26 protein-coding genes are annotated in these 24,350 nt (G+C 70.9%); 8 read left to right on the top strand and 18 right to left on the bottom strand.

What is annotated here, in order from left to right; genetic code table 11:
• Positions 1-136: 136 nt before the first annotated feature.
• From AB0M43_RS37840 to AB0M43_RS37815, 6 genes are all read left to right on the top strand, one after another.
• A complete protein-coding gene (locus tag AB0M43_RS37840) occupies positions 137-628 on the top strand; it encodes a hypothetical protein (RefSeq protein ID WP_363732318.1) in 492 nt (163 codons plus the stop codon).
• 19 nt (positions 629-647) lie between these two features.
• Complete coding sequence (locus AB0M43_RS37835) at positions 648-1,052, top strand: hypothetical protein (RefSeq protein WP_363732317.1); 405 nt, start codon at positions 648-650, stop codon at positions 1,050-1,052.
• A gap of 100 nt (positions 1,053-1,152) precedes the next feature.
• On the top strand, positions 1,153-1,563 hold the full coding sequence (locus AB0M43_RS37830) for a hypothetical protein (RefSeq protein ID WP_363732315.1): 411 nt from the start codon (positions 1,153-1,155) through the stop codon (positions 1,561-1,563).
• A 136-nt stretch (positions 1,564-1,699) separates the two neighbouring features.
• Positions 1,700-2,092 carry a hypothetical protein gene (locus AB0M43_RS37825; RefSeq protein WP_363732312.1) on the top strand — a complete coding sequence of 131 codons (393 nt, stop codon included), beginning with the start codon at positions 1,700-1,702 and terminating at the stop codon, positions 2,090-2,092.
• Between the two features lie 90 nt (positions 2,093-2,182).
• Positions 2,183-2,509 (top strand): hypothetical protein, encoded by a 327-nt coding sequence (locus AB0M43_RS37820; protein ID WP_363732310.1) that lies wholly within the window; start codon positions 2,183-2,185, stop codon positions 2,507-2,509.
• A 95-nt stretch (positions 2,510-2,604) separates the two neighbouring features.
• Positions 2,605-3,504 carry a DNA-processing protein DprA gene (locus AB0M43_RS37815; protein WP_363732307.1) on the top strand — a complete coding sequence of 300 codons (900 nt, stop codon included), beginning with the start codon at positions 2,605-2,607 and terminating at the stop codon, positions 3,502-3,504.
• Between the two features lie 362 nt (positions 3,505-3,866).
• On the opposite strand, the gene AB0M43_RS37810 is transcribed toward AB0M43_RS37815, so the two are convergent.
• Positions 3,867-4,181: a hypothetical protein gene (locus AB0M43_RS37810; RefSeq protein WP_363732304.1), complete on the bottom strand. Its 315-nt coding sequence runs from the start codon at positions 4,179-4,181 to the stop codon at positions 3,867-3,869.
• A 253-nt stretch (positions 4,182-4,434) separates the two neighbouring features.
• On the opposite strand from AB0M43_RS37810, the gene mobF reads away from it, so the two are divergent.
• Positions 4,435-8,304 carry a MobF family relaxase gene (gene mobF / locus AB0M43_RS37805; RefSeq protein ID WP_363732301.1) on the top strand — a complete coding sequence of 1,290 codons (3,870 nt, stop codon included), beginning with the start codon at positions 4,435-4,437 and terminating at the stop codon, positions 8,302-8,304.
• 53 nt (positions 8,305-8,357) lie between these two features.
• Positions 8,358-9,374, top strand: a complete 1,017-nt coding sequence (locus AB0M43_RS37800; RefSeq protein ID WP_363732298.1) for a hypothetical protein — start codon at positions 8,358-8,360, stop codon at positions 9,372-9,374.
• 67 nt (positions 9,375-9,441) lie between these two features.
• Here the strand turns inward: AB0M43_RS37800 and AB0M43_RS37795 are convergent, their stop codons facing one another.
• From AB0M43_RS37795 to AB0M43_RS37715, 17 genes are all read right to left on the bottom strand, one after another.
• Positions 9,442-10,410, bottom strand: a complete 969-nt coding sequence (locus AB0M43_RS37795) for a PIN domain-containing protein (protein WP_363732296.1) — start codon at positions 10,408-10,410, stop codon at positions 9,442-9,444.
• An 88-nt stretch (positions 10,411-10,498) separates the two neighbouring features.
• The gene (locus AB0M43_RS37790; RefSeq protein ID WP_363732293.1) at positions 10,499-11,299 is read right to left on the bottom strand and encodes a hypothetical protein; all 801 of its coding nucleotides are present in this window, start codon (positions 11,297-11,299) and stop codon (positions 10,499-10,501) included.
• 149 nt (positions 11,300-11,448) lie between these two features.
• Positions 11,449-12,321, bottom strand: coding sequence for an endonuclease domain-containing protein (locus tag AB0M43_RS37785; RefSeq protein ID WP_363732290.1), 873 nt, complete (start codon positions 12,319-12,321; stop codon positions 11,449-11,451).
• A 348-nt stretch (positions 12,322-12,669) separates the two neighbouring features.
• Entirely contained in the window at positions 12,670-13,047 is a 378-nt protein-coding gene (locus AB0M43_RS37780; protein ID WP_363732287.1) for a hypothetical protein, read from the bottom strand.
• Positions 13,044-13,499, bottom strand: coding sequence for a hypothetical protein (locus AB0M43_RS37775; RefSeq protein ID WP_363732284.1), 456 nt, complete (start codon positions 13,497-13,499; stop codon positions 13,044-13,046). The genes AB0M43_RS37780 and AB0M43_RS37775 overlap by 4 nt, the downstream gene beginning before the upstream one ends.
• A gap of 90 nt (positions 13,500-13,589) precedes the next feature.
• A complete protein-coding gene (locus tag AB0M43_RS37770) occupies positions 13,590-14,090 on the bottom strand; it encodes a hypothetical protein (protein WP_363732281.1) in 501 nt (166 codons plus the stop codon).
• The gene (locus AB0M43_RS37765) at positions 14,087-14,626 is read right to left on the bottom strand and encodes a hypothetical protein (RefSeq protein ID WP_363732279.1); all 540 of its coding nucleotides are present in this window, start codon (positions 14,624-14,626) and stop codon (positions 14,087-14,089) included. The genes AB0M43_RS37770 and AB0M43_RS37765 overlap by 4 nt, the downstream gene beginning before the upstream one ends.
• Entirely contained in the window at positions 14,623-14,886 is a 264-nt protein-coding gene (locus AB0M43_RS37760; protein WP_363732276.1) for a hypothetical protein, read from the bottom strand. The genes AB0M43_RS37765 and AB0M43_RS37760 overlap by 4 nt, the downstream gene beginning before the upstream one ends.
• The gene (asnB, locus tag AB0M43_RS37755; protein WP_363732274.1) at positions 14,883-16,688 is read right to left on the bottom strand and encodes an asparagine synthase (glutamine-hydrolyzing); all 1,806 of its coding nucleotides are present in this window, start codon (positions 16,686-16,688) and stop codon (positions 14,883-14,885) included. Before asnB ends, AB0M43_RS37760 begins: the two co-directional genes overlap by 4 nt.
• A gap of 65 nt (positions 16,689-16,753) precedes the next feature.
• Positions 16,754-17,869 (bottom strand): hypothetical protein, encoded by a 1,116-nt coding sequence (locus AB0M43_RS37750; RefSeq protein ID WP_363732272.1) that lies wholly within the window; start codon positions 17,867-17,869, stop codon positions 16,754-16,756.
• Positions 17,866-18,303, bottom strand: coding sequence for a hypothetical protein (locus AB0M43_RS37745; RefSeq protein ID WP_363732270.1), 438 nt, complete (start codon positions 18,301-18,303; stop codon positions 17,866-17,868). The genes AB0M43_RS37750 and AB0M43_RS37745 overlap by 4 nt, the downstream gene beginning before the upstream one ends.
• Complete coding sequence (locus AB0M43_RS37740) at positions 18,300-18,758, bottom strand: hypothetical protein (RefSeq protein ID WP_363732267.1); 459 nt, start codon at positions 18,756-18,758, stop codon at positions 18,300-18,302. Before AB0M43_RS37740 ends, AB0M43_RS37745 begins: the two co-directional genes overlap by 4 nt.
• Positions 18,755-19,417, bottom strand: coding sequence for a hypothetical protein (locus AB0M43_RS37735; RefSeq protein ID WP_363732265.1), 663 nt, complete (start codon positions 19,415-19,417; stop codon positions 18,755-18,757). The genes AB0M43_RS37740 and AB0M43_RS37735 overlap by 4 nt, the downstream gene beginning before the upstream one ends.
• Complete coding sequence (locus AB0M43_RS37730; protein WP_363732262.1) at positions 19,417-20,757, bottom strand: TraM recognition domain-containing protein; 1,341 nt, start codon at positions 20,755-20,757, stop codon at positions 19,417-19,419. Before AB0M43_RS37730 ends, AB0M43_RS37735 begins: the two co-directional genes overlap by 1 nt.
• Positions 20,754-21,269 (bottom strand): hypothetical protein, encoded by a 516-nt coding sequence (locus AB0M43_RS37725; RefSeq protein WP_363732260.1) that lies wholly within the window; start codon positions 21,267-21,269, stop codon positions 20,754-20,756. Before AB0M43_RS37725 ends, AB0M43_RS37730 begins: the two co-directional genes overlap by 4 nt.
• Positions 21,266-22,849 (bottom strand): hypothetical protein, encoded by a 1,584-nt coding sequence (locus AB0M43_RS37720; protein WP_363732257.1) that lies wholly within the window; start codon positions 22,847-22,849, stop codon positions 21,266-21,268. The genes AB0M43_RS37725 and AB0M43_RS37720 overlap by 4 nt, the downstream gene beginning before the upstream one ends.
• Positions 22,846-24,345 (bottom strand): SCO6880 family protein, encoded by a 1,500-nt coding sequence (locus AB0M43_RS37715; protein ID WP_363732254.1) that lies wholly within the window; start codon positions 24,343-24,345, stop codon positions 22,846-22,848. Before AB0M43_RS37715 ends, AB0M43_RS37720 begins: the two co-directional genes overlap by 4 nt.
• Positions 24,346-24,350 lie beyond the last annotated feature (5 nt).

Raw genomic sequence — 24,350 nt, 5'->3', positions numbered from 1 at the left:
GCCGGGCCGCGGGGCCCCCCGCCCCGCCCCATTTATTGCCTTTACAAAAAACCCTATGTATTTTTATAAAAAAAAATCGGGTGGGGGCCCCCCCCCCCCCCCCCCCCCGACCGCCACACCAGTCCAGGAGGCCCCCATGAGCGCACCGACCATCACCGCGGACCTCACCCTCGTCGCCTACGACGACGACGTCTACCTCTACCCCGCCAGCGACGAGCGCGCCACCATCGTCTACACCACCGCGATTGGCGCGAACCTCGACGCCGTGAAGGCGACCGTGACGGCCGCGCGCTGGGAGAGCATCCGCGACCAGCTCGGGCACGAGGTCACCATTCACGACCACCGCGAGCACCAGGCCACCATCGCGGTGCGCTGGCAGCACTGCGCCGCCGGTCTCACCATCGACGGCGACCCCTACGCCGAACAGGACGCCGACGAGGTGCGCGCATGGACCGGCGACATGTGCGCGGTCGCGGCCACCCGGACCAGCGCCGGCCGCTGGGCCATCGACACTAGCGACGTTTTCCAGGTGTCGCTCACCGACCACCGCCGCCGGTTCGCCTCGCCCGCCGAGGCCCTGGAGCACCTGGCCGCCAAGGCCGGCCACGCCGTCACCACCGACAACTAGACCCGAGCGAAGGAACACGATGGACACCACGCCCGATACCGGACAGGCCCTTACGCCGCGCCAGATCGTCGACCTGCTGCCCTACACCGAGACCCCGAGTTGGACGCTCGCGCACCGGCGCGCCCAGGACCTGCTCGGCGCGACCATCGCTCCGCACATCGAATGGGAGGCCGAGTACCGCGAGGACCTCGCGGCCCGATGGCGGTACGGCGCGATCGGCGAGGGCCCCGACCGCATCCAGTTCCGCTACGACATCGCCGAGCCCGGAAACGAGTTCTTCCAGATGCGGGTTCCCTGCCCGGCCGACCCGCAGTGCCGGCAGTGCTGGCAGGACCTGGAGCGCGGCGACGACCTGGGTGCGATCCTCGACAGCGCCGAGCCGAACCTGGAGCGCGAATGCGAGACCCACGAAATCGGATCCTAGGTCTTGACCTCCGAGACTTAGGCATGTAGAATTAAACGAGTACGGCGGGAGGGGTTGGCACCTCTCCCGCCGGCCCGCCACACCAGCCCAGGAGGCCCCCATGAGCGCACCGACCACCACCAGCACGGCCACCCAGGTCAACTCCGACGCTTGGCTTGCCAACCGGACCGGCGACCGCCTGCCACTCCTTGAAGCCCACCTCCGCGACTTCGCCCAGGAACTCGGGCGCGCCCTGCCCGTCGAGCTGGTCGAGCCGTTCGCCACCGCCCGCGCCGGGCGCACCTGGCGCACCCAGCCGCGAAGCGTCGTGAGCACCGGCGACGAGACCAACTCGGCGTTCACCACCGCATTCACGGTCCATCGACTCACCGACCCGCAGGCCGGCCCGATCGCGATCGTCGCGCGCGACACCTACGGCACCGGCGTGCTTGACCAGGTGGCCATCTACGAGGACCGCGCCGACGCGCTCGCCTGGGCGGACACGCGCTACACGGCCAGGCTGGCCGACTGAGCCGGCAAGCCCGGGACGCCATCCCCGTCGTCCCGGGCTTGCCCCTCCCCATTTAGGCATGTAGAATTAAACCAGCAAGGCGGAGGGGTTGGCACTCCTCCGCCAGGCATCCGCCACACCGACCACGGAGGACACCATGCTGTTCGTCATCACCCCCGGCCAGCCTCGCCGCACCTGGGTCGGCTACGCCGTCTTCGGCGTCTTCTACTGCCGGACCTGCGCGCCGTTCCCGCCCACCACCAACTGCCAGGCCATCTGCGCCGAGGACGCCGCTGTCCTGTGGCCGAACGCGTCCGACAACCTCACCGGCCGCTGCTGCGACATGTGCCGCCGGCCGCTGCTGACCGTCGTCGAGCTGCTGCTGATCCGCCCGCTTCAGGACTGGATCACCCTGGCCAACCGCGTCACCCCTCCGCACCGGTGCCGCACGCTCCACTGCGAGAACCTCCCCGACGACTGGGACGGCTACTGCTCGGACTGCTCGGACTGGCGGGAGCAGATGTACGACCTGATCCGCAGCCAGATGTAGGACCGGACCCGCCCGCGCCCCGGACCACCGGGGCGCGGGCCCTGATCCCCGAACACCCGCCGGCAGACCCGACACCCCGCAGGAGCCAGGATGCAACTCCCCCCGCCACTGACAACTGACGAACTCGAACTGCGCTGCCACGCCTACCGGTTCGACGGCAACACCGTCCACCGCGACGACCCCCGCTACGACAGGTCCCTGCACCTGCTGGTCACGCGCGTTGACGGAGACCGGTGGTTCGTCATCGAGCCGTCAGGCGCGGTCTACAACCACAACACCGAGTCTTACGACCGCCGCCCCGCGCGCGATCGGCTCGCGCACCACGCCACCGATCTCACCACCGCCGAGCGGACGGCCCGCGCGCTGCTCGCCGAGATGGTCGCCGAACGTGACGCCTGGGGACTGACCCCCCTGTAGCCACACCAGCCCGCGCCCTGGGCACCCCCTGGGGCGCGGGCCCTGACACCCCGAACACACCCACCAGTCGACCCGACACCCCGCAGGAGCCCGCCATGACCACCGACCGTGAAGCCCGAATCGCACTCGCCGTCCTCGGCGCGCACCCCATGCCGTACCCCGGCACCCTCCCGACCCGGCTCACCCCGGCCGAAGTCCTGGACCGGATCATCACCCACCCCGACACGTTCAGCCTTCCCGCCGGCTGGCCGACGCAGCTCACCGCCGCCCAGGCCCGCCAGAAAGGCAACGACGCCCAGGACTACGCCGACCACCTAGACGCCCTGCTGATCACCCCCGACGACGAGGGATGGCCGCAGGCAGTCGCAGACCTGCCCGACAACGCCCAGCCCTGGTGCCTGTGGACCAAGGGTGCCTACGACCTCAACTCGATCAGCGCCCGCTCCGTCGCCATCACAGGGGCCCGCGCCGCCACCGCCTACGGTCAGCACGTCGCCGAGCAGCTCGCCGCCGACGTCACCGAACAAGGCTGGACCGTCGCCGCCGGGGCCGCCTACGGCATCGACGCCGCAGCGCACCGGGGCGCGCTCGGCGCGAGCACGCAGGCCGTGCCCACCATGGCGGTACTCGCGTTCGGCATCGACCGCCACTATCCTCTGGCCCACGCGCCCCTGTTGGACGCCATCACCGCCCACGGCGTGACGGTCACTCCGTACAAGCCCGGCACCCAGCCGACGCGCGCCCTGTTCCAGGACCGCACCCAGCTACTGGCCGCACTCACCCGGGGAACCGTTCTTGTCGAGGCCGGTCAGCGCAGCACCAGCGCGCTCACCCACCACCATGCCGGCAGCCTGCGCCGGGTGCAGATGGCCGTTCCCGGTCCCGTCTCCTCCGCGCAGTCGCTCGGCACCAACCAGATCCTCAAGTCCCCGGACGTTCGCCTGATCACTGGGTATTACGACATCATCGAGGCCCTCACGCCGGCCCAGCCGTAGCACCGAACGAATCGTGCCCCGGATGCCTCGCTTCCGGGGCACAGCCACGTCCCACCACCCGAACTCCCGCCGCCACTCCCGCGCCGTTCCCGGGGGCTCGCCCCCGGACCCCGACCAGGACCTCCGGCCCTGGACCCGGAGATTGGAAGACCTTTCCTGGGGCAGCCTGCCCCAGACCCCCCAGACCCGGACGACGCAAGCGCCGCCCGGAACGAGGTCGCACCGGTCGCGCTAGTGCCGTGCCCCAGCGGGACACGCTGCGCCGCCGTCACCACCAGGCCGCCGGGCCTCACCGCCACGAACTCCCGCCCAGGTGACAGCGAATCCAAGGAGGAGTTGGCGAGTCAAGGCGCGCGCGTGGCTCAGGCCGCCGTCGGCTGTTCCCTCGGTGGTTGGCGACGAGCGCGCGCCGCGCCCTGCGGACCCGGCACCTCCTCCACCGGCAGCTCGCACAGCTCGGCGACAGTCTCCCGATCCAGGCCCAGCCTCAGCAGCGCGCCGAGACCGGTCACCCGCCGCTCTCGCGCGGCGGACAGTTCGTCGGAGAGGTTCGCGATTTCGTCGGTGGACAGGTTCACCTGTGCCACGGTCTCAGCGACCGCGCCCAGGAGCCCGGACACCTTCTCGCCCGCACGCTTGCGGGCCGCCTGCTGCTGCTCTCGTCTCGGAGTGGCCATGCTCCGACCGTAGCGAGGCGCGCGCCTTCCCTCCACGTTGCGACCCAGCGCCGTCCCCTTCACCCTCGCCCCACGCCCCGTCCCTTCCCGCATCCCCGCCCGCCTCACCTCACCTCCCAGCCCCCGCTCACCTCACCTTCTCCCCGCTCACTGCCCCTCCGCTCACCGTCTCCCCTTCCATCCCGCTCTCTCGGTCCCATTACACCTCTTGCACTCTTGTGGCATCGGCCGTGATCTTGACGCACACTGGATCATGGCCATGACGATCGCGGTGCTGCCGGCCGGCAACGGCTACCGCTATCTCACGGCCCAAGTGGCCAGGGCGGACGAGACCCGCACCACCACCGCGGCCCCTGGCGTGCGCGGCCCGGTGCAGTTGCTGGAGTCCTACTACCAGGTCTCCGGCAACCCGCCCGGCCAGTGGATGGGCGCCGGCGCCGACCACATCGGCCTGTCCGGCGAGGTGACGGAGCCCCAGCTGTTCAATCTGTTCGGGTTGGCACGCCACCCCGAGTACAACGCGCTGTTCAAGCCGACGTTCGACCAGCTGCTGGCAGAAGCCGGCGGACCGAGTGCCTACACCCCCAGGCTCGGGGCCCGCCTGCGCCGCCAGGTCGAGAAGAAGCTGGCCCTGGGCAGGCCCTATCCGGTGTACCGCACCGTCACCGAACGGGTCGCCGACCGGCTCGCCGCGCTCGAGCGGGCCGGTAACCCCGCCACCCCGGAGCAGGCCGAAGCCATCACGGCCGAGGAGAAGGAACGCGGCCAGAAGCAGGCCGCCGCCGGTTATGGCCTGGTCTTCAGCCCCGTCAAGAGCGTCAGTGTCTTGTGGGGTCTCGGGGACGACGCGACCCGGGAGGCGGTGGAGGCCGCGCACCACGAGGCCATCGCCGATGTGGTCGCCTGGATCGAGAAGGATGTCGCCGTCGCCCGGGAAGGCCGGGCCGGGATCGCCTACGTCGACGTCCACGGCGTGCTCGCTGCCAGCTTCACGCACCGCACATCTCGCGCCGGCGAGCCCGACCTGCACACCCACGTCGTGCTGGCCAACCGTGTCCAGACCCGGGAGGGCGACCGGTGGCTGGCGTTGGACGGGGCCACCCTGTACCGGGCGGTGGTCGCCGCCAGCGAACGGTACAACTCACTGCTCGAAGACAAGCTACGCGCCGCGCTAGGCGTGGAATTCGAGGCGCGCCCGAACACCGACGTAGCGCCGATCCGCGAGATCAAGGGCATTCCCCAGCGCCTCCTGGACGTGTTCTCCGCCCGCCGCCGGATCATCCAGGCCCGCTATGACCGGCTGGTGGCCGCCTACCTGGAAAAGCACGGGAGCATGCCGGACAAGGCGACCCAGCTCCAGCTCGGGCAGCAGGCGGCCACCGCGGGCCGCAAGAACAAGGACCCCGGCTCCACCGCGCAGGGAGAACGGGACCTGTGGGCGCGCACGGCCCTGGCCGTCCTGGGGGCCGAGCCTGGTCCCCTGCTGGCCAGCGTGGTCGGGGCGCCGGTCACCGCCGAGCACGCCCTGACCTCGCAGGAGACCGGCGAACTCGGCCAGGCGGTGCTCGCAGCCGTGATCGGCCGGCGTTCAAGCTGGACGATCCGCCACCTGCAAGCAGAAGCCCAGCGCGCCACCCGCGGCCTGCACACCGCCAGCGCCACCGGGCGGGAGTCGATGGTCGACGCGGTGGTCAACGCCGCCGTCGCCGGCAGCGTGCAGCTGACCCCGCCCGAGATCGTCGATCCGCCGGCCGCGCTGCTGCGCGCCGACGGCATGCCGGTGTTCCGGGCCCCGGCGTCGCCGGTGTTCACCGCCCGGGTGGTGCTGGACGCCGAGGCCCGCCTGGTGGCCGCCGCGCGCACGCGGGGTCCGGCCGCGCACCCGGCCGCAGTCGCCGCTGCCCTGGCCGCCGCGCCCCACCTGGCACCCGACCAGGTGGCTTCCGTGCGCCGGTTGGCGTTGGAGGGCACCGCGCTCGGTGGGATGATCGGCCCGGCCGGCACCGGCAAGACCACTACCCTGACCCAGGTCGTGGCCGCTTGGAGGGCCAGCGGCCTGCCGGTCATCGGCCTGGCCCCGCACTCCAACGGCGCGGCGGTGCTCGCGGAGAAGGCCAACGTGGAGGCGGAGAACATCGCCAAGTGGCAGTGGGAGACCACCCAGGGCCGCGACCGCCGTGCGATCCGGTTGGCCGAACTGCAGCAGGTCCTGGGCCGCACCCGCCGGCCGGCGTCGCGGCGCAAACTCATCGCCCGGATGCACGAGCTGGCGGCCGAGAACGCCAAGTGGAGCGTGCGGCCCGGCCAGCTGGTGATCGTGGACGAGGCGGGCACCGCCGGCACTCTGGTACTCGACCAGCTGCGCGCCCAGGTCACCGAGGCCGGTGGCCGGCTGCTGCTCACCGGCGACTGGCGGCAGCTGTCGGCGATCGAGGCCGGCGGCGCGCTGAGGCTGCTGGACTCCGTCGGGGCTCTGGTGCACCTGCGGACGGTGTTCCGGCTCCGCCACGAGTGGGAGCGCGAGGCGAGCCTGCGCATGCGGGTCGGGGACGTCTCCGTCGTCGCCCTGTACCAGGAGAACGACAGGATCGTCACCGGCACCGCACACCAGATCAAGGAACGACTGTTCGCCAACTGGGCGGCCGACGAGCGGGCAGGGCTTGCATCGTTGATGATGACCGTGCACGTCACCGACGTCCGCGACCTCAACGCCCGCGCCCGCCAAGCCCTCATCGACGCCGGGTCCGTGCAGCCCGGCGGGGTCATCCTGGCCTCGGATATGCGCGCCTCGGTCGGCGACCGGATCGTGGCTCGCCACGTCGACCGGCGTTTGAAGTTCGGCCGCCGCGACTGGGTGCGCAACGGCATGCTGTTCACCGTCGAGGCGCTGTTGGCCGGCGGCGGGATGCGGGTTCGCCACCGCGAAACCGGCTGCGCGGTGGTGCTGCCAGCCGCCTACGTGGCCTCGCACGTCGAACTCGGCTACGCGACGACCGTCAACCGGTCCCTGGGCATGGACGTCGACACCAGCCACAGTCTGCTGGTCGACGGCATGACCCGTGAGCAGTTGTACACCGCCGGCACCCGCGGCGCGGACTCCAACCGGTTCTACGCCGAGACCCCGACCGTTTTCGACTTGGACGGGGACTATCCGCCTCCGGACGAGCCGGCTACCGGCATGAGGATCCTCGCTCAGGCGGTCGCCCGCGAGGGTGCCGAACTGTCGGCCGTGCAGACGATGCGCGTCGAGCAGGACAAGGCAGGCCGACTCTCTGGCCTGGTGCCGGCCCTGGACTTCGCGCAGTCCCTGACCCGCGCCGACGCATACGCCGCCCTGCTGCGCCGGCTCTTGCCGGCCGAGCACGCCGAGGCGGCGGTGACCAGCCCCGCCTACGCGACTCTGCGCCACGCCCTCGCCGAGCTGGAGCGCGCCGGCTACCGGGCGGAGGCGATCCTGCCGATCGTCGTCGGCGGGCGCGGCCTCGCCGACGATGTGGACGACCCGGCCCGCACCCTGTACCACCGGGTGGTGCGCTACGCCACCCGCACCCGGGTCGCCGCTCCCGAGCCGGGCCTGCCGGACTGGCTACCGCTGCGCATCCTCGCCGAGTCCGGCGGCGGGCCACTGGTGGACTACGCCCGTGCCTCCGCCGACGCCATCCGGGCCCGCGCCCGGTCGCTGGCCGCCGGTGTCCTGGCCGCCCCTCCCGCCTGGGCAGCCCAACTCGGGGCCGTCCCGACGGGTGACGCCGGCCGCCAGCGTCACCACGAGCTGGCCGGCGCCATAGCCGTATACCGCGACCTGTACGACGTGAACACCGCCGACGCGCTGGGACCACGCCCGAGCCGCAGCCGGCAGGAGACCATCTGGGTCGCGCTCAACGACGCGCTCGCCGGGCGAGCCAGCTCGCCGCCGGCTACGCCGTCGCGCCAAGGGTTGGTGGATCTGGCCGCGCAGTTGTCGGCCACCCGTGCCACCCTCACGGCAACCAGCCCTACCCCGACACCGTCCGTCGTGGCCACAAGCGGACCGGACCTGGAATTCGACGACACCGGCGTCGACGTCGACGCTTTGGAGACCGACGTGGACGGACCGGACGAGGAGCTCGACCTGGAGCTGTGAACCGTCCCGGTCGTCACCTGTCCGGCCGGCCGAAACGTGATCACGATCGAGGGATGGGTTACCGGGCGGCGTTCATCGATGAGAGCTGGGACGACCGGCGGGGCGGGCTCTACCTGATGGCCGGGGTCCTGATGGACTCCGAGACCATTCCCGAGGCCGACGCCGCCGTACGCGCGGCCGTCGGCAACTGGGTACCGCACGCCACCAGCCTGCACCACCAGGGACACGACCATGTCATCGCTTCGATGCTCGACACCGTCGAGGCCCACGCCGGCTGGACCACCGTGGTGGTGCAGGCCCCGCTGCGAGGAGACCTGGAAAGCGCTCGGCAGGCCACCCTTGCCCGGATGCTCACCCACCTGTCCGAACAGCGCGTGCACGACGTACTGCTAGACACCCGAGCCTCAGCCGCGGAATGGCGCCAAGTGCAGGCCGAAGGGCGCAAGGTCCCCGACATCGACCGCCGAGACCTCAAGACCTACCAACGGCTCGTTCGAGCCGGCAACGTCTCACACCGCATGCGTCTCGTCCACGTCAACGATCAGGCGCACCCAGGAGTCTGGCTTGCCGACACCGTCGTCTGGGCCGCGCGCCGCGCGGTGCTCAACAGCGACGTGACCTGGTGGGACCGGGTGTCAGATCTGACCACCGTGCTGGACGCGAGCACCGGTGCGGAGGTGTACATCGAACGGCCCCCGGAACCAGACAGGACCGCTCCACCCGTAGGCGAACGCGGTCCCCACGACCCCGGCCATGACGCCGAAGCCCTGTTGTCACCCCCAGCCTACCGGGCAGAACCAGGCCCTACCACCGACAATCCCCGCACTCAGGTGCTGCGCCACCTGCTCGATCAGATCCGGTCCGCCCGCGCCGGGGAACCGGCCCCGGCCGCCGCCGGCGCGCTCATCGAACACGTCGGCCGGCTCACCGCCGCCATCGACCGGCTCGACAGCACCGTGACCCGGCTCCTGGCCTCCGGCACCGAGCCCACAGACGTGGCCCCCAGCGTCATGGACGCGGACGACGACGGGCCCGATCCGGGCCCCGAGACCGATGTGGAAATCGACTGAGCGCCCCGCACCGCGTTTGGATGCGCCCGGCCTCCGGCCGGCCGAAGTACCTGGCCAGGGTGGCGCGCTACCGGCGGGCCGGCTCGTCGCCGATCTCAATGTCGAGCTTGATGACGGCGAGACCTTCCTTGCGGGCCTTGGTCGACATGTGGGTGTCATATGTGACCAGGGTGATCTTGCGGGCTGCCAGGTCCTGGGCAGCCAACAGCCGGTCGATGATCTCGTCGTCGTTGACCGGCAGCGGTACGTGGCCGATCGGGTCGATCAGGAGTTCCACCGTCACCTCGCTCGGCCGAGGGGCGGTTGCGTCCTCGGGGAGCGGTAGAGCGGCGGGCGCTGTCGGGTCGGTGAACGTCTTGTCGAGCACCGCCAACGTGTATCCGCAACGCCACCGCTGGTGGTCGCGGGATTTTGCCTCTTTCAGCCGGTCGAGCTCCGCCACAACGACAGCGGGGAGAAGCAGGTGGATCCTGCCGCCGCCTTGTGCAAGCTCGTGCTGGGCGCCTGCCTCAGCGATGAGCGCCTCGAAGTCGATCTCGAGGAACTTGACGGGGTGGCGCATGAACACGTTGGTGTCGAAGGCCATGAACATCGCCAGCGAAGACCACCGGCTGATCACCCGCCGCAGCGCTTCCTGGGCTTGCTCGAAGGCCCGGACCTGGGTGTCCATCTCAAGGTTGAGCAGGCCGTTGACCACCCGTCCGACATCACTGCGGCTCCCCGCGACGCCGACCATGTTCAACAACACGTAGTAACGCCGGGTCAGGACTAGGCGCTCGATGTCCTCGGCGCGTACGACATGGCTGAGCTGTCGCGCGGCCTCGTCGGCCCAGTCCAGGTACTGGAACAGGCGTTCTTCCCAGGTGGGGCTGGCCCCGCCGCGCAGGTTCCCCAGCTTCTGAGAGATGTTGGCGAGGGTGTCGCGGAGCTGGACCCGGTTCGTGCCGGGCAGCGGGTGCACAAGCATCAACACATCCTCGCACAATGCGCCTTTTGCCTGGCTCCCTCGCGCGCCCGCGCGGCCTTTGCCGGTCACGTTCGGCTGGCCGACATACCCGTCACCGGTACGGAGTTCAGCAGGTGGAGACGAGGACCAGCCCCGAACTCATTCGTTGCAGGTCCGGTTACACCGGGGCGGGCTGCCCCACAGGTCGGAGCGCCGCCCGGACCGTCGGGCGCGGCTGGAAGGAGTTGCCGAGCTGGGCCCGACGGCCGGCCGCGACGTACAGGTCCGGTGCCGTGGGAACGGCGATCCGCCCGCGGAGAACGGTCAGGTCGAGATCCCACGAGAACGCGCTGCGGTAGTCGAACTCGCGGCGCGCCCGGTCCAGGTCGACGCGGGCCTCAGCGTAGGTCCACCCGTTGACTGCGCGCAGTTGCTCGATCACCTCCGCCACGCGGCCCTGGACCTCCGCGAAGCCGAGGTGCTGAACCAGGTGGCAGACCTTGCACAGGGCGATCAGCCCGGTCAGCGTCTGCACCGCCAGGAGCACCGACCCGGGACGCATGTCGAAGCTCCAGCGCTCGTGGCAGTCAGGTCGGACCTTCCTTCCCTCGTCGTTCACCGACGGCTTCCCGCAAATCTCGCAGACTCCACCCGCAGCCTCTGCCACCGGGATCCGCAGCCCCGCCCACTGATCCCGGCTCAGAATGCCACGCAGGTTGGAGCCCCAGACGCCCGTCGGCAGCATGTCCGCGCGCAGCACGACGCCGGTCAGCGACAGCTGGCCGCGCGCCGCTGGGTCGGCCGTCAGACGCTGCTCGGCGGCGAACCCTGCGAGCCCGGACCTGATCGCCGGGTCCGCGACCGCCGTGACCGGCACGATGAACGCCCGCAGGTGCTGGCTCCAGCGGGCCCTGCCGCCCGACGCTTGCCGCAGCCGCTCGTTGTGCGCCGGGTCGTACGGGAATCGGATGACCAGCAATTCGTCTGCGACTGCGATCGTCCCGCTCATCTGCGCCCCCGCCCCGTCTGCATCGTGACGTTCATTGTCGCCGGCACGGACCCGTTTCTGCCATGTCGATTCCGCCATCGGGAAGCTGGCCAGCCAGCGCCCTGCACCGCTAGCGCCGCCTATGACCAGCTGTACACCGAGTCCTCGTCTTGGGCGTACGTGGAGAGCTCCCGGGCAGCGATTGCAGTCTCGGCCGCGCCCACAAGGCGCCCCAGCCGGCCGGCCCCAGGGTGTTCTGACAGGCGAGAGTGTGGTCCATGATGGTAGGCCACCACTGCACGCGAGAGGTTGTACTCCGCCTGAAGGAGTCGGACCGTCTGATGCCGGTAGATGGGACGCATCCAGTGCGGCATGGCGATCTTCTCCTTGCCGCGGAACTCTCCGGTGAACTCGTCAAGCGCCATCGCCCACCACGTCAGGTCCTTAAACAAGTCGCGGACAACCGAGTCGACGAACACCGCCGGACCGTAGTACCGGTCTCTCTCGGCGCTGGCCTGGGTGGCTTCCTTGATCAGGTTTCGCAGTCGCCAGGGGCTCATCTGGTGGAAGCGCTCCTCGTACCGGTCGAACTGTTCTTGGTATCTGGCCACGTAACCGGTCAGCTTCTTCGGCACCGCCAACAGGTCCTCGGCGTCCTTGCGGGGCTTGGGGGGCTGGGCTTTCCATGGCACCGCGAGCCCGAGCAGTACCGCCGGGGGCAGGAGTCGGTAGAGGGCGTTGTGGTGGCCGTGCTGGCTGCCTTCGGCCGAGTTGCAGCCTCCGCAGAGCAGGCCGCGCAGGAGACCACTCTCGTGGTCATGGTCGCGAACGAGCACGGCTTCGTGTTGGCCGCAGATCGCGCACCGGCCACCCTGCCAGGCCCGCAGCGCGGTCACGGCCGCCGCGCACGGGTCCGAGGCCGCCGCCTGCACCTGGGTGGCAGCCTTGAGTAGGTCGGCCTCGGTGACGGGCCAGTCCATGCAGGCGGGGCGAAGGTCCGGACTCTTGATCATGAGGCGTGACCGTACCGGCGACGGCCGGCATCGGACGGTCGCCTGGAGAAACTGTGTTCTGGCCCCCGCTGGTCAGCGTCAGCGTAGAGCGGCGGAAACCGGGTGAGACGATGCCGGACATGCCCAGAGATCGTGCACACGATCAGATCCGGATCGTGCCGCGCTGATCGCGCAAGTTGACCAGCTGCTCGCCGGATGGAATCCCGGGGTGGGTGCGCGCACAGCGCCAGCTACGACTGGAGGCCGCCCCAGCCATCCGGCACCCGTGCGCGCACACACCAACCGATCGGGGCCAGCTCATCTCCGGCGGGACGCCGTCGCGAGGGGGCGGGTCCGGTCGCATCCCCATCAAGCACCGGCTTCCGGGCCAGTTGCGCGTCGTCGGAACGCGCGAACGTCGGCGACTGCCGCAACGACGAAGGCAGCCAGCAACAAGGGCGGCATCCACGGGCCGACCAGTGACCACCAGCCCCAGCCGTCGCTGGCGGTGACGACGACCGCGAACATCACGGCCGCGCCGCCGGCTCCGACCGCCGATCCGCGCCACACCTGCCGTACGCGCCGCTCCAGCTGGCTCACCTCCGCAGGCACGCCGGTGCTGCGGCAGGCGGCCTGCGCCCTGCCGAGCCCGACGGCGGCGGTCAGCAATAGGTACACGACCAGGTTGAGCATGAAGCCCAGCAGGACCAGCAGGACCAGCGCGGTCGGCCAGTTGTATCCGGTCATCGTGGCCCGCCGGTGTCGCTGGGGGCGACAGAGTTGGTCCGGGTCGGACTGATTCTCAGGGCGCGTCGGGCGTTCAGCTGCCGTTGCACCCGTGCGAGGGCTGCACGGGCGGCGAGCAGGATCAGCGTCGCGGCCCCGCAGCCCAGGACGATGCCCCAGCGGTAGTCGGGGTCGGCCCGCCAGGGGGCGGCGATCGTGGCCGTGGCCATCAGGCCGAGCGGCAGGCTCAGGCCAGCGCGGGCGAGCCGGGCGCCGTCCGGGTCGCCCCGGCCCATCTGTCGGGCGCCGAGCAGCATCAGCAGACCGGGCATGCCGACCAGGAGCGCGAGCCCGGCGAAGAAGATCGCGCCGATGGGTCCGGCGACCGACCAGCCGTAGGGCAGCATCGCCGCGTTGAACAGGACGCACGCGCCGCCGACGAGGGTGGACACCGTGATGGTGATGGTGGTCAAGGTGGTGCGGGATGAGGGAGAGGTTCTCATGACGAGCCTTTCGCGGGTGGACGGCCAGGGCACGGTGGGGTGGGGTGGTTGCCCGGGTGGTCAGAGCGGGGTCTGGCCGGCGGTGTCCCGCGCGCGGGCTCTGGCCACGAGGAGGAAGGCGGCGAGGGACCCGACGACCAGGAGTACTACGGTGCCCAGCAGCCGCCAAGCGAGCAGCGGACGGTGCCAGGAGATCGTCACGGCCAGCCCGCAGTCGCTGGGGTTTGGGGGCGTGCACGCCTTCCGTTCGATCATCAGTTGGTAGATCCCCTTGCCCAGGCACACCTGGTCCCCGCAGTTCGTGGTCCTCCAGCCCTGCCCATGGGCGCGTGCGAGGACTTCGGGGAGCCCGGCGAGGTCGGCGGCGGGGATGGTGCGGGTGATCTCGGTGGGTCGGTCGTCGGCCGGGGTGGTGCCGGGTGGCAGTCCAAGGGTGACGAGTTCGGTGGCGGCCTGGTTGTGCAGGTCGGAGTCTGTGCGCGGCACTATGTAGGCCGCGACCAGGCCGAGCAGCAGCGGGATCGCGGCGCAGACGACGGCGCGGCGGGTGGTGGTGTTCATGATGTTCTCCTAATCCAGATGTCGCCGGCCGGGGCGGTGGTGCTCGGGCGGCCAGCGGGCGGATGGTTGAACCGGCGCCGGTGGTGAAGCCAGCCGGTGCCTGCGGCCAGCAGGAGGACCGCCGTCACGACCGGAAACGCCAGGGCGTCGCGGACGATCGGGTCCGTCCAGGTGATGGCCGCGCGCAGCCGGCACGGGTGGGTGCCCGGCCGGCACGGTTCCTCGATGGTCAGTTGGTAGCCGTCGCGGCCGAAGCACGCGGCGATCTGCGGGCCGCACGGCTCGGATGTCCATCCCTGCTCGCGTGCCCGGGTTCCCAGTTCGGCGGCGCTGGCGGCCGGTGCGTCGAGACGCCGGCCGGTCATCGTGTCCAGGCCATCACGCGAGGACGGGCCCCAGGCTGCGGGGACGAGATTGCGCATGTGCCGCTCGGCGAGGTGCTGGGTGACCCTGCGGTCGATGGCAGGTAGCGCGATGGTGGCCGCCACGATCAGCATCGCGACGACCGCCATCGCGGCGACAGCAGCACGTTTCACTGGCTGCTGCCCGACCGGAGACGCACTTCCAGATCCAGCCGTGGCCCCAGCAGGCTGACACCGGAGACCAGACGCGCGGCGAACTCGCGGGCGGGCAGATCGGGAACGCGGTCGTGGCAGATCGCGGAGTGCAGCCCCGGGACATGCTGGTCGGCTCGCACCCGGACCCACCGTCCGTCAGCGGCGCGGGCCCGGTCGGCCAGCGCGAGTGTGTCCGGCACCCGGGTTGTCCAGGCTGGGCGTGTTGTCGGCGCGGTCACGTCAGGCGCACCTTGTGCTGATCGGCGAACGACGCCCACTCAAGGACGTGTCCGAGATGGAGGCTGGCAGACCAGTCCTCTAGCCGGCCCTCGGCGTGCTGGAGGAGCCAGTCCACGGCTGCGGGGTCCACGATCTGCCAGACCGGAGCTCCGGTGTCGGCGAGCAGGGCGCGGGCCGTGGCCCACAACTGGGTCTGGCTGGCCAGCGACTGCGCGACCGGGAAGCCCGACTTGGGCCGCCAGGCGATCCGCTCGGGCAGCACGTCCTCCACCGCGCGGCGCAGCAGGCCCTTCTCGAGGCCGCCTTGGCGCCGCCACTGCCACGGGATGGACCGGGCGTACTCCACCAGCGGCAGGTGCAAGAAGGGAACCCGGACTTCCACGCCCGTGCTCATGCTCATCCTGTCGACGCGGCGCAGCAGGAACTGCAGGTAGTACTCATCGGTGAGGTGGTGCAGCTCGCGCATCCGGCGGGCCTGGCCGCGCTCGCCCGGCAGGTGCGGCACCTCCGCGAGCGCGTCCTGGTAGCGGGCTTGGCGGTAGGCGGCCGGCTGCACGATGCGGGCCACGTCCGGCCGGAGCAGGTAGTCCATCGATTTGTACGACCGCGCCCACGGGAAGGTGTCCGGCTCGGCGTCGTCGGGCTGGTGCCAGTGGTAGCCGCCGAACGACTCGTCGGCCCCTTCGCCGCTCAGAACGACCCGCACGTCCTGGGAGATCCGCTCGCACAGCAGCACCAGCGGGGCGTTGATCGCGGGGTAGCTGGGCACGTCCATCGCCCGCAAGGTGCGCTCGCCAGCGGCGGCGAGATCGGCAACCGACACCAGGTGGGTAACGTGCCGGGATCCCAGGTGCCGTGCCATCGCCTCCGCGTACGGAGTGTCGGAACTGCGGTGCAGTCCGGAGCTGCCGTACTCGCCGCCCTCGGCGTAGTCGACGGCGTAGGTCCGCAGCCCGTCGACGCCTGCGAGCGCGGCGACCGCGCTGGAGTCCAGCCCCCCGGACAGCAGGGCACCCACCTCGCGGTCAGCGCGCAGCTGGACGTCGACGGCCTCGGCGAGCAGTCCCCGAACGGTGTCGATCGTGGCGGCCAGGTCGTCGGGGTGCTCGCGGGGTGTCCATCGCCAGTACCGGCGCACCGACAGGCCACGGCCAACTGCGACGGCCATGTGGCCGGGCCGCAGTTCCTCGATGCCGGCCAAGATGGCGTGGCCGGGACTGGAGTTCGGGGCCAGCGCGAACAGTTCGGCGACCCCGTGGGCGTCGACGGCCGCCTCGACCCGGGGGTGCTGGAGGATGGCCTTGAGTTCTGAGCCGAACACCACCCCGCCGTCGCCGGTTCGGGCGTAGTACAGCGGCTTGATACCGATCTGGTCCCGCACGAGCCACAGGGTGCGCAGCGCGTCGTCCCACACCCCGAACGCGAACATGCCGACGAACTTCTCCGGCGCCTTCGGGCCCCATTCGATCCACGCTCGCAGCACGACTTCGGTGTCCGAGGAGGTGTGGAAGTGGTGCCCGAGCTGGCGCAGCTGCTCGCGCAGATCGCGGAAGTTATAGATCTCGCCGCTGAAGACCAACATGATCAGGCCGCCATGCCGTCCGATCGCGGTCATCGGCTGCCTGCCGCCGTCGATGTCGATCACCGACAGGCGCGCGTGGCCGAAGGCGACGTCCTGCCCGACGATCACGGCGTGATCATCGGGTCCACGGCGCAACAGGGTGTCGGTCATGGCCGCGATCACCTGCGGCTCGCGCAGGGGACTGACGGCCCAGCTGGTGTATCCGGTGATTCCACACACGGGAACTACTCCTTATATATGGGGGCTGTTGCGCTCCGGACGGTGAGCCGCCCGGAGCAACTAGGTCAGCGGGGGCGGTAGGGACTCATCGGGTAGCCGCCGCCGTAGGGATAGGGGATGACCCGGTGCTTGGTGCCGCCGTCGCCGGCCTGCTCGAACCCGTAGTAGGTGGTGTGCGCGTCGTTGGCCCACCGCTCGAACAGCACGACATGCCCGGCCGGACCGGAACCTGCGTTGATGAGCAGGTCGCCCGGCTGCAAGGCGGTCGCAGGGATCGGAGTGGAGGCTGCGGCCAGCCCCGCGGTGTCGAGCCCAGGGCCGGTCCGGCCCAGCGCCATCGACACGTAGCCGGAGCAGTCCCGGCGGAATCCCTGGAACCAAGTGGCCGGGTCGCCGCTAGACATGTAGGGGACGGGCCCGCCGGACCAGGCCGTGAGCCAGGTCGCGGCGCGCGCCAACACGGCAGTGGCCCCCGGGCAGGCACCGGTGGCGGCGGACGTTCCCACCTGCGTCGGCAGCGGCGTGGGGCTGCCGACGGCCGGCGGGCAGTCGGCTTGGCAGTGTTCGACGCCGACGGGCACCGGCTGCCCGTCGACCGTGGCCATGGTGGCGACGAGCCTGGCGGCCTCCGGTTCGTGGCGGGCGTAGGCGTCCGGCAGAGCCGAGCGCTGCACCGCCTGCGCGGCCTCGGCCAGCGGCAACGTCTCCCAGCCCGGCACCCTCAGCAAGGCGGTGTAGAACTTCTTCGCCGACACCGGAGGGTTCATGATGTCGGCGACCGTCCCCCACGAGCCCTGTCCGGCGGGCGGGGATGGGCGTTGCTGGAACAGGCCCACGGAATCGTGGTCGTGGCCCTGGCCGTCGTTCGGCAAGGCCAAGGACTCCGGCACGCCGGTGTTGGCGAGGTTGCGCAGCCCGCTCTCGGTGATCGCGGTGGCGATCGCGATCACCTGCCCCCGCCCCGAAACGCCCATGGACCGGCCGGTGCTGACGATCGCGGCGGCGCGCTGCATCTGCACCGCGTTCCACTGCCCGGACGGGCCCGGATCCGCGCCGCCGCCAGTTCCTCCGCAAGAGGGGGCGATCGGCGGCGCCGAGATGACGGCCAACAGCGGCAGCCCACACACCAGCAGCGCCAGCGCGCCTACGGCTGCCAGTCCCACGGCGATCCGCCGGTTCACGCGACACCGTCACGCTGCACGGTGGCCACCAGCCAGGTCCCGCTGGCCCGGGTCACCACGACCAGCACCGGGCCGGCGTCAGTGGGCACGCGAACAGCCGTTGATACCGAGTCGGAGGAGACCACGGTCGGCGAGCCGGTGATCCGACTGGCCGGCACCCGGGCCGGATCGACGGTGCCCAGCAGCGCCGCGTACCCGGGTGTTGCCAGCTTCTGCACGCCAGCGCGCCACTGCTCGGCCGGCACGGCGGTGTTCACCCAAGCGTCGGCGAAGGCCAGCGCCACCTGCGTCGCCGCCGGGTCGACGGAGATCACCGGTCCCACCGACCGGGTCGGGGCGGCGGTGCCCGAATGGGTCGGGGCGGGCGACGGCCCGATACGTGCGCAGCCGGTCAGCGCCAGCAGGGCCAGGAACACCGCGAGCAGCCGCCTCATTCGCCCATCTCCTGCTCTTGCTCGGGCCCGTAGTCGTCTTCGTCGAGGGCCTGGTCGTCGAGAGCCTGGGCCTCCAACACGTCGTTGACCTGCTGCTCCTCTTCGGCGTCTGCATCCAGTCCGGCTGCTGTCGCCGGGTCTGGGGTGGTGTCGGTGAGGCTTTCGGTGTCGAGCTGGGCAGCCAACTCCTCAGCGGTGAGCCCACCGGCTTCCGGGGTGGCGGCCACCTGCTCGGCGCGGGCCAGCGTCTCCTCCAGGTCGTCGAGGTGGCGCCGGGTGTCGATGGCGACCTGTCGCAGCTGGTCACGCAGCGCGGTTGGATCGACCGGCGGCGTGTTTTCCAGTCCTCGGCTGACGTGGTCGTGTAGCGAACGCATGTCTCGGGCGATGGCACGGATCTCGCTGATCACCGCCGCCCAGGACAGTTCGGAGGTGATCTGGGCCAGCTCGGTCACGATGGCTCCTTCCCTTCCAGGTTCTTGCCGCCAGCGGCTTTGACCCGGCGGCGCACGTCGGCACGGGCGACCGCCGTGGCGGTGCGACGCCAGGTACCGGGCCAGGCCAGGACGGCGGCGGTGTCGGTGTGGCGGCCGTGCAGGCACTGGGTGTCGCGGTCCCAGACCTCGATGCGGGTTCGGGCCTTCGCCAGGGCCTCGTGCCAGCGCAGCGGCTGGTGGCTGTCGGACTTCGGGTCGTAGGCCACCCGCCGCGACAGGCACAGCGCCGACAGCTCCTCCACCAGAGCGCCGTGCCGGTACCAGCAGGCCGGGATCGCCTCTTGCAGGCCGTAGCGGTCGACGAGCGCGCCGACTTCCTTGATCAGCCATAGCCAGGCACGGTGCGCGGCGTCCGGCTCGAGAGACCGCCAGTCGATGCGGCTCGGTGCCGGCCCGGGGTGCTTACGGCCGCCCGCGCCGCCCTTTTCGACGGCGGCGATCCGGGCGTCCAGGTCGGCGAACCCGGCCACCCGGGCGTCGGTCGCCTCCACCCGCGAAGTCAGCGCTGTGACCACCGCGCCGATGTCCCCCAAGATCTCGGTAGTGACCTGGGCGACCAGGAGCGCGTCTTCGACTTCCACCTGGACGGCCTGCTCGGGCTGTTGGGGCTCGGTCATCACGCCGCCCGGGCGATCATGGCGCGGAACTGCGCGTCCGAGGTCTGAAGGTCAGCGGCGTCAGCGCGTTCCCACCAGGCCGCCAGGTTCACCTCGAACGGCGGCAGGTTGGATGCCAGGACCAGACCACGGCCCAACGGCAGGGTGCGCAGCTCGGCGAGGTCGAGGAGGTCTTCGCGGCGGATCTGCTCGCTGTACTGCACTGCCCGCCCGGCACCCCACGAGTGGGAGTGCGAGACCTCGGTGACCTTCCCTGCCAGGGCCTGCATGTCGCGGAGCTGCTTGGGGTCGTTGCCGCCGCCCAGCAGGATCGTCACCGAGGCGGCGTTGGAGATCGCCTCTCCTGCCTTGTCCCCGAACCGCTCTGCCAACTGGGCGTTGTTCTGCGTGAGGATGGTTGTCGGGATGCCCGAGCCGCCGCCCTCACTCATCAGCGACGGTGTGGACGGCAGTGGGGCGATGTTGCACAGCTCGTCCAGCAGAAGCCACAGCGGCGGGTCCGCTTTGCCTCCGATCGCGGCGAACGCCCGGCGGCGTGCCCGCCACACGAGGTCTTCGATCAGCGCGGTGACCAGCGGCGCGACGGACGCTTGGCTGCCGGAGTCGCCAACCAGGTAGATCGTGCCGGACTCGGTCAGCCACTCCTCCGGGTCCAGCTCGGTGCCCGGCGGGGGCGAGCAGGCGTGCAGCACCCGCGGGTCCGCAAGGCAGTCGAACGCCCGGCGGACCACCGAAGAGATGTTGTCGGCCGTACGCGACGCCGACATCCGGTAGGCGATCAGGTCGTCGGCCCAGTCACCGGCACTGTGCGCTTGCAGGATCCGTTCGGGCCGGCGCTGGCGGCGGTCGCGCGCCCAGGCTGCGACATCGGTGATGGTGGCCTGTCCGTCCAGCGCCGCCGCGTGCAACAAAGCCCGGATGATCGCGGCGGCCTCGCCCTCGAAGTACTGGCCGTTCTCGACGTTCTTGCCACCGACGCCGGAGCCGGCCGCAAACGCCCGGCCGCGCAGGATCGCAACCAGGCGGTCGTCGCAGCCGGTGATCGGGGACCAGCGCAACCGGGGTACTCCGGCGACGGTGGCCTGCGGCTCGAAAACGTAGGTGGGGCCGAGCCCGCAGCGCGCGTTCCAGGTCGGGGGGATCACGTCCAGGCGGGTGCTGGTGGCCAGCACCGCGCCCGAAGCATCGACCAGACGCGGGATCATGATCCGGGTCGTCTTGCCGGTCTGCGGTGACGCTTTGACGGATTCGCTGTAGTTCAGCGGACTGTAGAGCTTCTGACCGCTCTGGGAGTCCGACCCGAGGAACCGGGAGACCACCAACGGATCGTTCTGGATCATGGATCTGTCTCCTGTTCGGGTTCGGGGTTCTCGGCGGGGGCGAGAGCGGGGCGCAGGGTCGGGATGAGCGCGACCATCGCCTCGGCGGACAGCCGCTCAGCGAGTTGCTTGCGGGTGGCGAAGCCGCGCCGTCGGCCCCATCGGGCGGTCGCGCGGGCGGCGGTGCCGACGATCGCGAACAGGATCAGCGCCATCTGGACGACCCACAGCGGATACAGCAGCCAGGCCGGCGCGACATCACCGCGGGCTGCCTCGGGCCAGGCCCGGCCCGGATCGCCGGGATGGGCGAGGAACCTTGCAGCGATCAAGGGCGCGTCGGCGGGTTCGCCTGCTGGCCAGGCCAGGTGCGTCAGGAGACCGCCGACCTGGCCGGCCAGCCACAAGGTCCAGATCAGGCTCGGGACCAGGACGATCAGCGCGCCGAGCACGACGGCGCGCACGATCAGGTCCATCCGGCCCAGGCCACGCCGTGGCGTCGGGGTCCGGGTGGACGACATCAGCGACCCGGTCACGACCGGCCTCCCACCGTGCCGGTGGCGGCGGCCTCCAGGCGCTCGTCGTACTCGGCGTCGGACAGGTCCTCTAGATCGGTTGTCTCCATCCTCGAGTCGGTGTGCACCATCTCGCGCTCTTCCGGGCTGAGCTGGTGTTTAACCACATAGGACGTCGAACCGATGCGCCACAGGCCGATGCCCTGCCGTAGCTGGGTGAGCAGCCTGGTCTCCACGTCGGTGGTGCCCAAGAACTCCTGCGCGGACTCCAGGCTGCCGGGGGCCTGGCGGTAGGAGACGCGGACCCCGGAGTCCTCGATCAGGCCGCGGGCGATGCGCACGGCTTCGCTGCCCGCGTCGCCGGAGGCCATCAAATCGGAGAACCTATGGAAGGCCAGGATGTTGGCGATTCCGAGCGCGCGGGCGAGCTTCATCTGCTCACGCATTCGGCGAACGAGTGCCAGGTGTCGGGTGATCAGCGCGAACTCGTCGTACAAGCAGACCCGGGGTGGGGCGTCGGGGCGGGCCAGTTCTGATTCCAGCCAGCTCTGCGCGCACGACAGCGCCATCGCGGTCATCTGGTCCGACGCCCGCACGGCCTGGAGATTCAGGACGGCGCCGGGCTGGTCGAAGTCGAGGCTTGCGCCGATGGTCTCCCCGTCGAAGATGCCGCCGATCGAGCCGCTGATCAGCCTTTCCAGGGCGAGCCGGACCCTTCTCGAGTCACTGGCGAAGGTCGCCGGGTCGTAGTTGACCCGCGTGAGGCGGTGCAGCCACAGCCGCTCGTCGCCCATCGCAGCCAACACGGCCGACAAGGTCGGTTCGGCCAGGCGGTCATCGCTGGTGCCGTCGTCTTCGCGGACCACCGCGTCCAGTGCGTACTCGAGCAGGGACCTCTCGGCCTCTTCGAGCGGCCCGCCGAGCTGGATTTCCAGCAGGCCCTCCAGGAGCAGTAACCGCCGCGAGCGCTGGAGCTGACGCCACTGCTCGCCGTCGAGGCCGGTATCTCGGCGGAGGCTGGCGAGGGGGTTCATGACGACGCCCAAGCCGGGTCCGATACGCAGGGGTCGAATGCCGGACAGCTGGGCCAGCGCGCCGTACTCGCCCTTCACGTCGACCACGAAGTACCGCGTCCCGAACGGGATTCCCCGGAAGGCGAGGGTCTTCAACAGGCTCGACTTCGCGCTGCCGATCTCGCCGGTGATGACAGCGTTCGGCGAGGTCAGCAGCTTGGCGCGGTACAGCTCGTGGATGCTGAACGTGAACGCGGCCCGGCTGTAGACCTCCATCCCGACGAGGGCACCGTCCACCGGCAGCGGCGGGTCGTGCACGAACGGGAACACCGAGCACAGCTGGGCGCTGGTGGTAACCAGGGGCGGGACTTTCAGCAGGTGCGAGGCCCGGCCTGCCGCGACACCGAACCCTCCGCGTCGGTCGACGGAGCTGGGGCCGAGGAGCCGCTGCCCGTCGCGCAGCACCCGGTGGGTGTCGCGGTCCAAGCGGGCGCGGTCGGCCTGCTCGTCGCGGGCGCGGGCGCGCTGGCCGATCTGGTCGGCCAGGCTGCCCTCCATCCGGGGCCGGGGGCTGGGAATCTTGGTCACAGCAACGGCCCCCGCAACGGCTTGAGACCGCGCGCCAGCGGCAACCCGGCGGCGAAGAAGCTTTGGTCCTGCTCGCCGGCGAGCACGACGGCTTCGCAGCGCGCACGGGCCAGCCGCCGCTTGATGGACAGCACGTCGCGGTCCAGCCGAGCCCGGGTCGGCGAGGTGACGGTGATCAGGAGCGCGTAGTTGAGGCGGGCGTGCCCGGCGGCCTGCTCCCGGTCGAGGGCGTCGACGCTCTTGCCTTCCGCGATCTCCCGGGCGGTCCGCAGCAGTCTGAGCTTGCGTTTGGTGGTCTCGTCGCCAGCTCGTGCGACCCGCTCGCGTCGACTCTGGAACGCGGCCATCGCTGCGGGCACCGGCTGGCAGGTCAGCGAGATCGAGCGGCGCACGTTGCTCGCGGTGAACAGCGGCGTAAGCCAGGTCATGGACACGTCCTGGCGGGGCATCTCGTACACCCAGAGGGTCTGGGAGTAGGCGGAGTCGTGTCGGTAGGCCAGCCATCCGTCGGCCTCGGCGGCGGCCGGGCCCGCGGCGGTCGGGCTGATGCCTTCGGCGATGCCTCCGCCGCCCCGGATGTCGATCGCGGCAGCGTCGGCCGGGTCGAACTGCGAGCGGATCACCGCCGCGAGTTGCCGTGGCGGCAGCCATCCGCCGACCCCAACGCCGGCCTCGGCGACGGTGGACTCGATGCCTTCCAGGCTCTCGGTGACCAGCACGGCGGTCGCCTCGTCGCCGCCGCCGAGGTTCTTGATCTCCCTGCTCATCCGGGCGACGTCGAAGACGGCGACCAGGTAAGTCTCCTGCCGTTGGGCCCCAGGGGCGGCGGCGGCCGTCAGCGCGGCGAGACTGCGGTAGGCCGCTGAGGTGGTGTCGACGGCTTTGTCCACGAGGTGGCGCTGCGCGCGGTTGCCGACGTCGGGCACCGCCCGGGTCCACAGCGCCCACCGAACGAGGTGGCGCTCGCCGTACTCCACGGCGAGGGTGTTCAGTGCGGCCGACCAGTCGACCAGCCGGCGCTCCTGCTCGCTGCTGTCGGCGAGGAGGAAGTTGCGTCCGGCGCAGGCCAGCACCGCTGTCACGGTGCGCTCGGCGCGATGGTGCAGCAGGCCGACCGGCGTCAGGCCGTCCGAGCGGACCGCCGGCAGCCACTCGTAGCCCGCGAGGGGGCCGGGGAGGTCCAGCTGTTCGGCTCCGAAGGGCGCGAAGATGGCGCCCCGGTATCGGTCCTGGCGGCGGGCCTGCTGTGCGAGCGCGCCGATGACGATCGGCAGCCACTCCGTAAGCCGGCGGCCCTTGATGCGGGCCAGTCCGACGATGAACACCACACCGGCGGCCAGTGCGACGCCGGTGGCCGCGAGCTTGTCGCCGGCGACCGCCAGGTTGAGCGCGCCCACCAGGAGCAGCAGGCCGGAGGTGGACATCACCAGCTGCCCGGCGGTGAATCCGAGGATCGCGCCCCGGCTGGCCCTGGGCGGGAAAGAGAATCGTGCCATTGCCT

Source organism: Longispora sp. NPDC051575 (assembly GCF_040681875.1).
Taxonomy (GTDB): domain Bacteria; phylum Actinomycetota; class Actinomycetes; order Mycobacteriales; family Micromonosporaceae; genus Longispora.
This window is presented reverse-complemented; position numbering and strand designations above follow the sequence as displayed.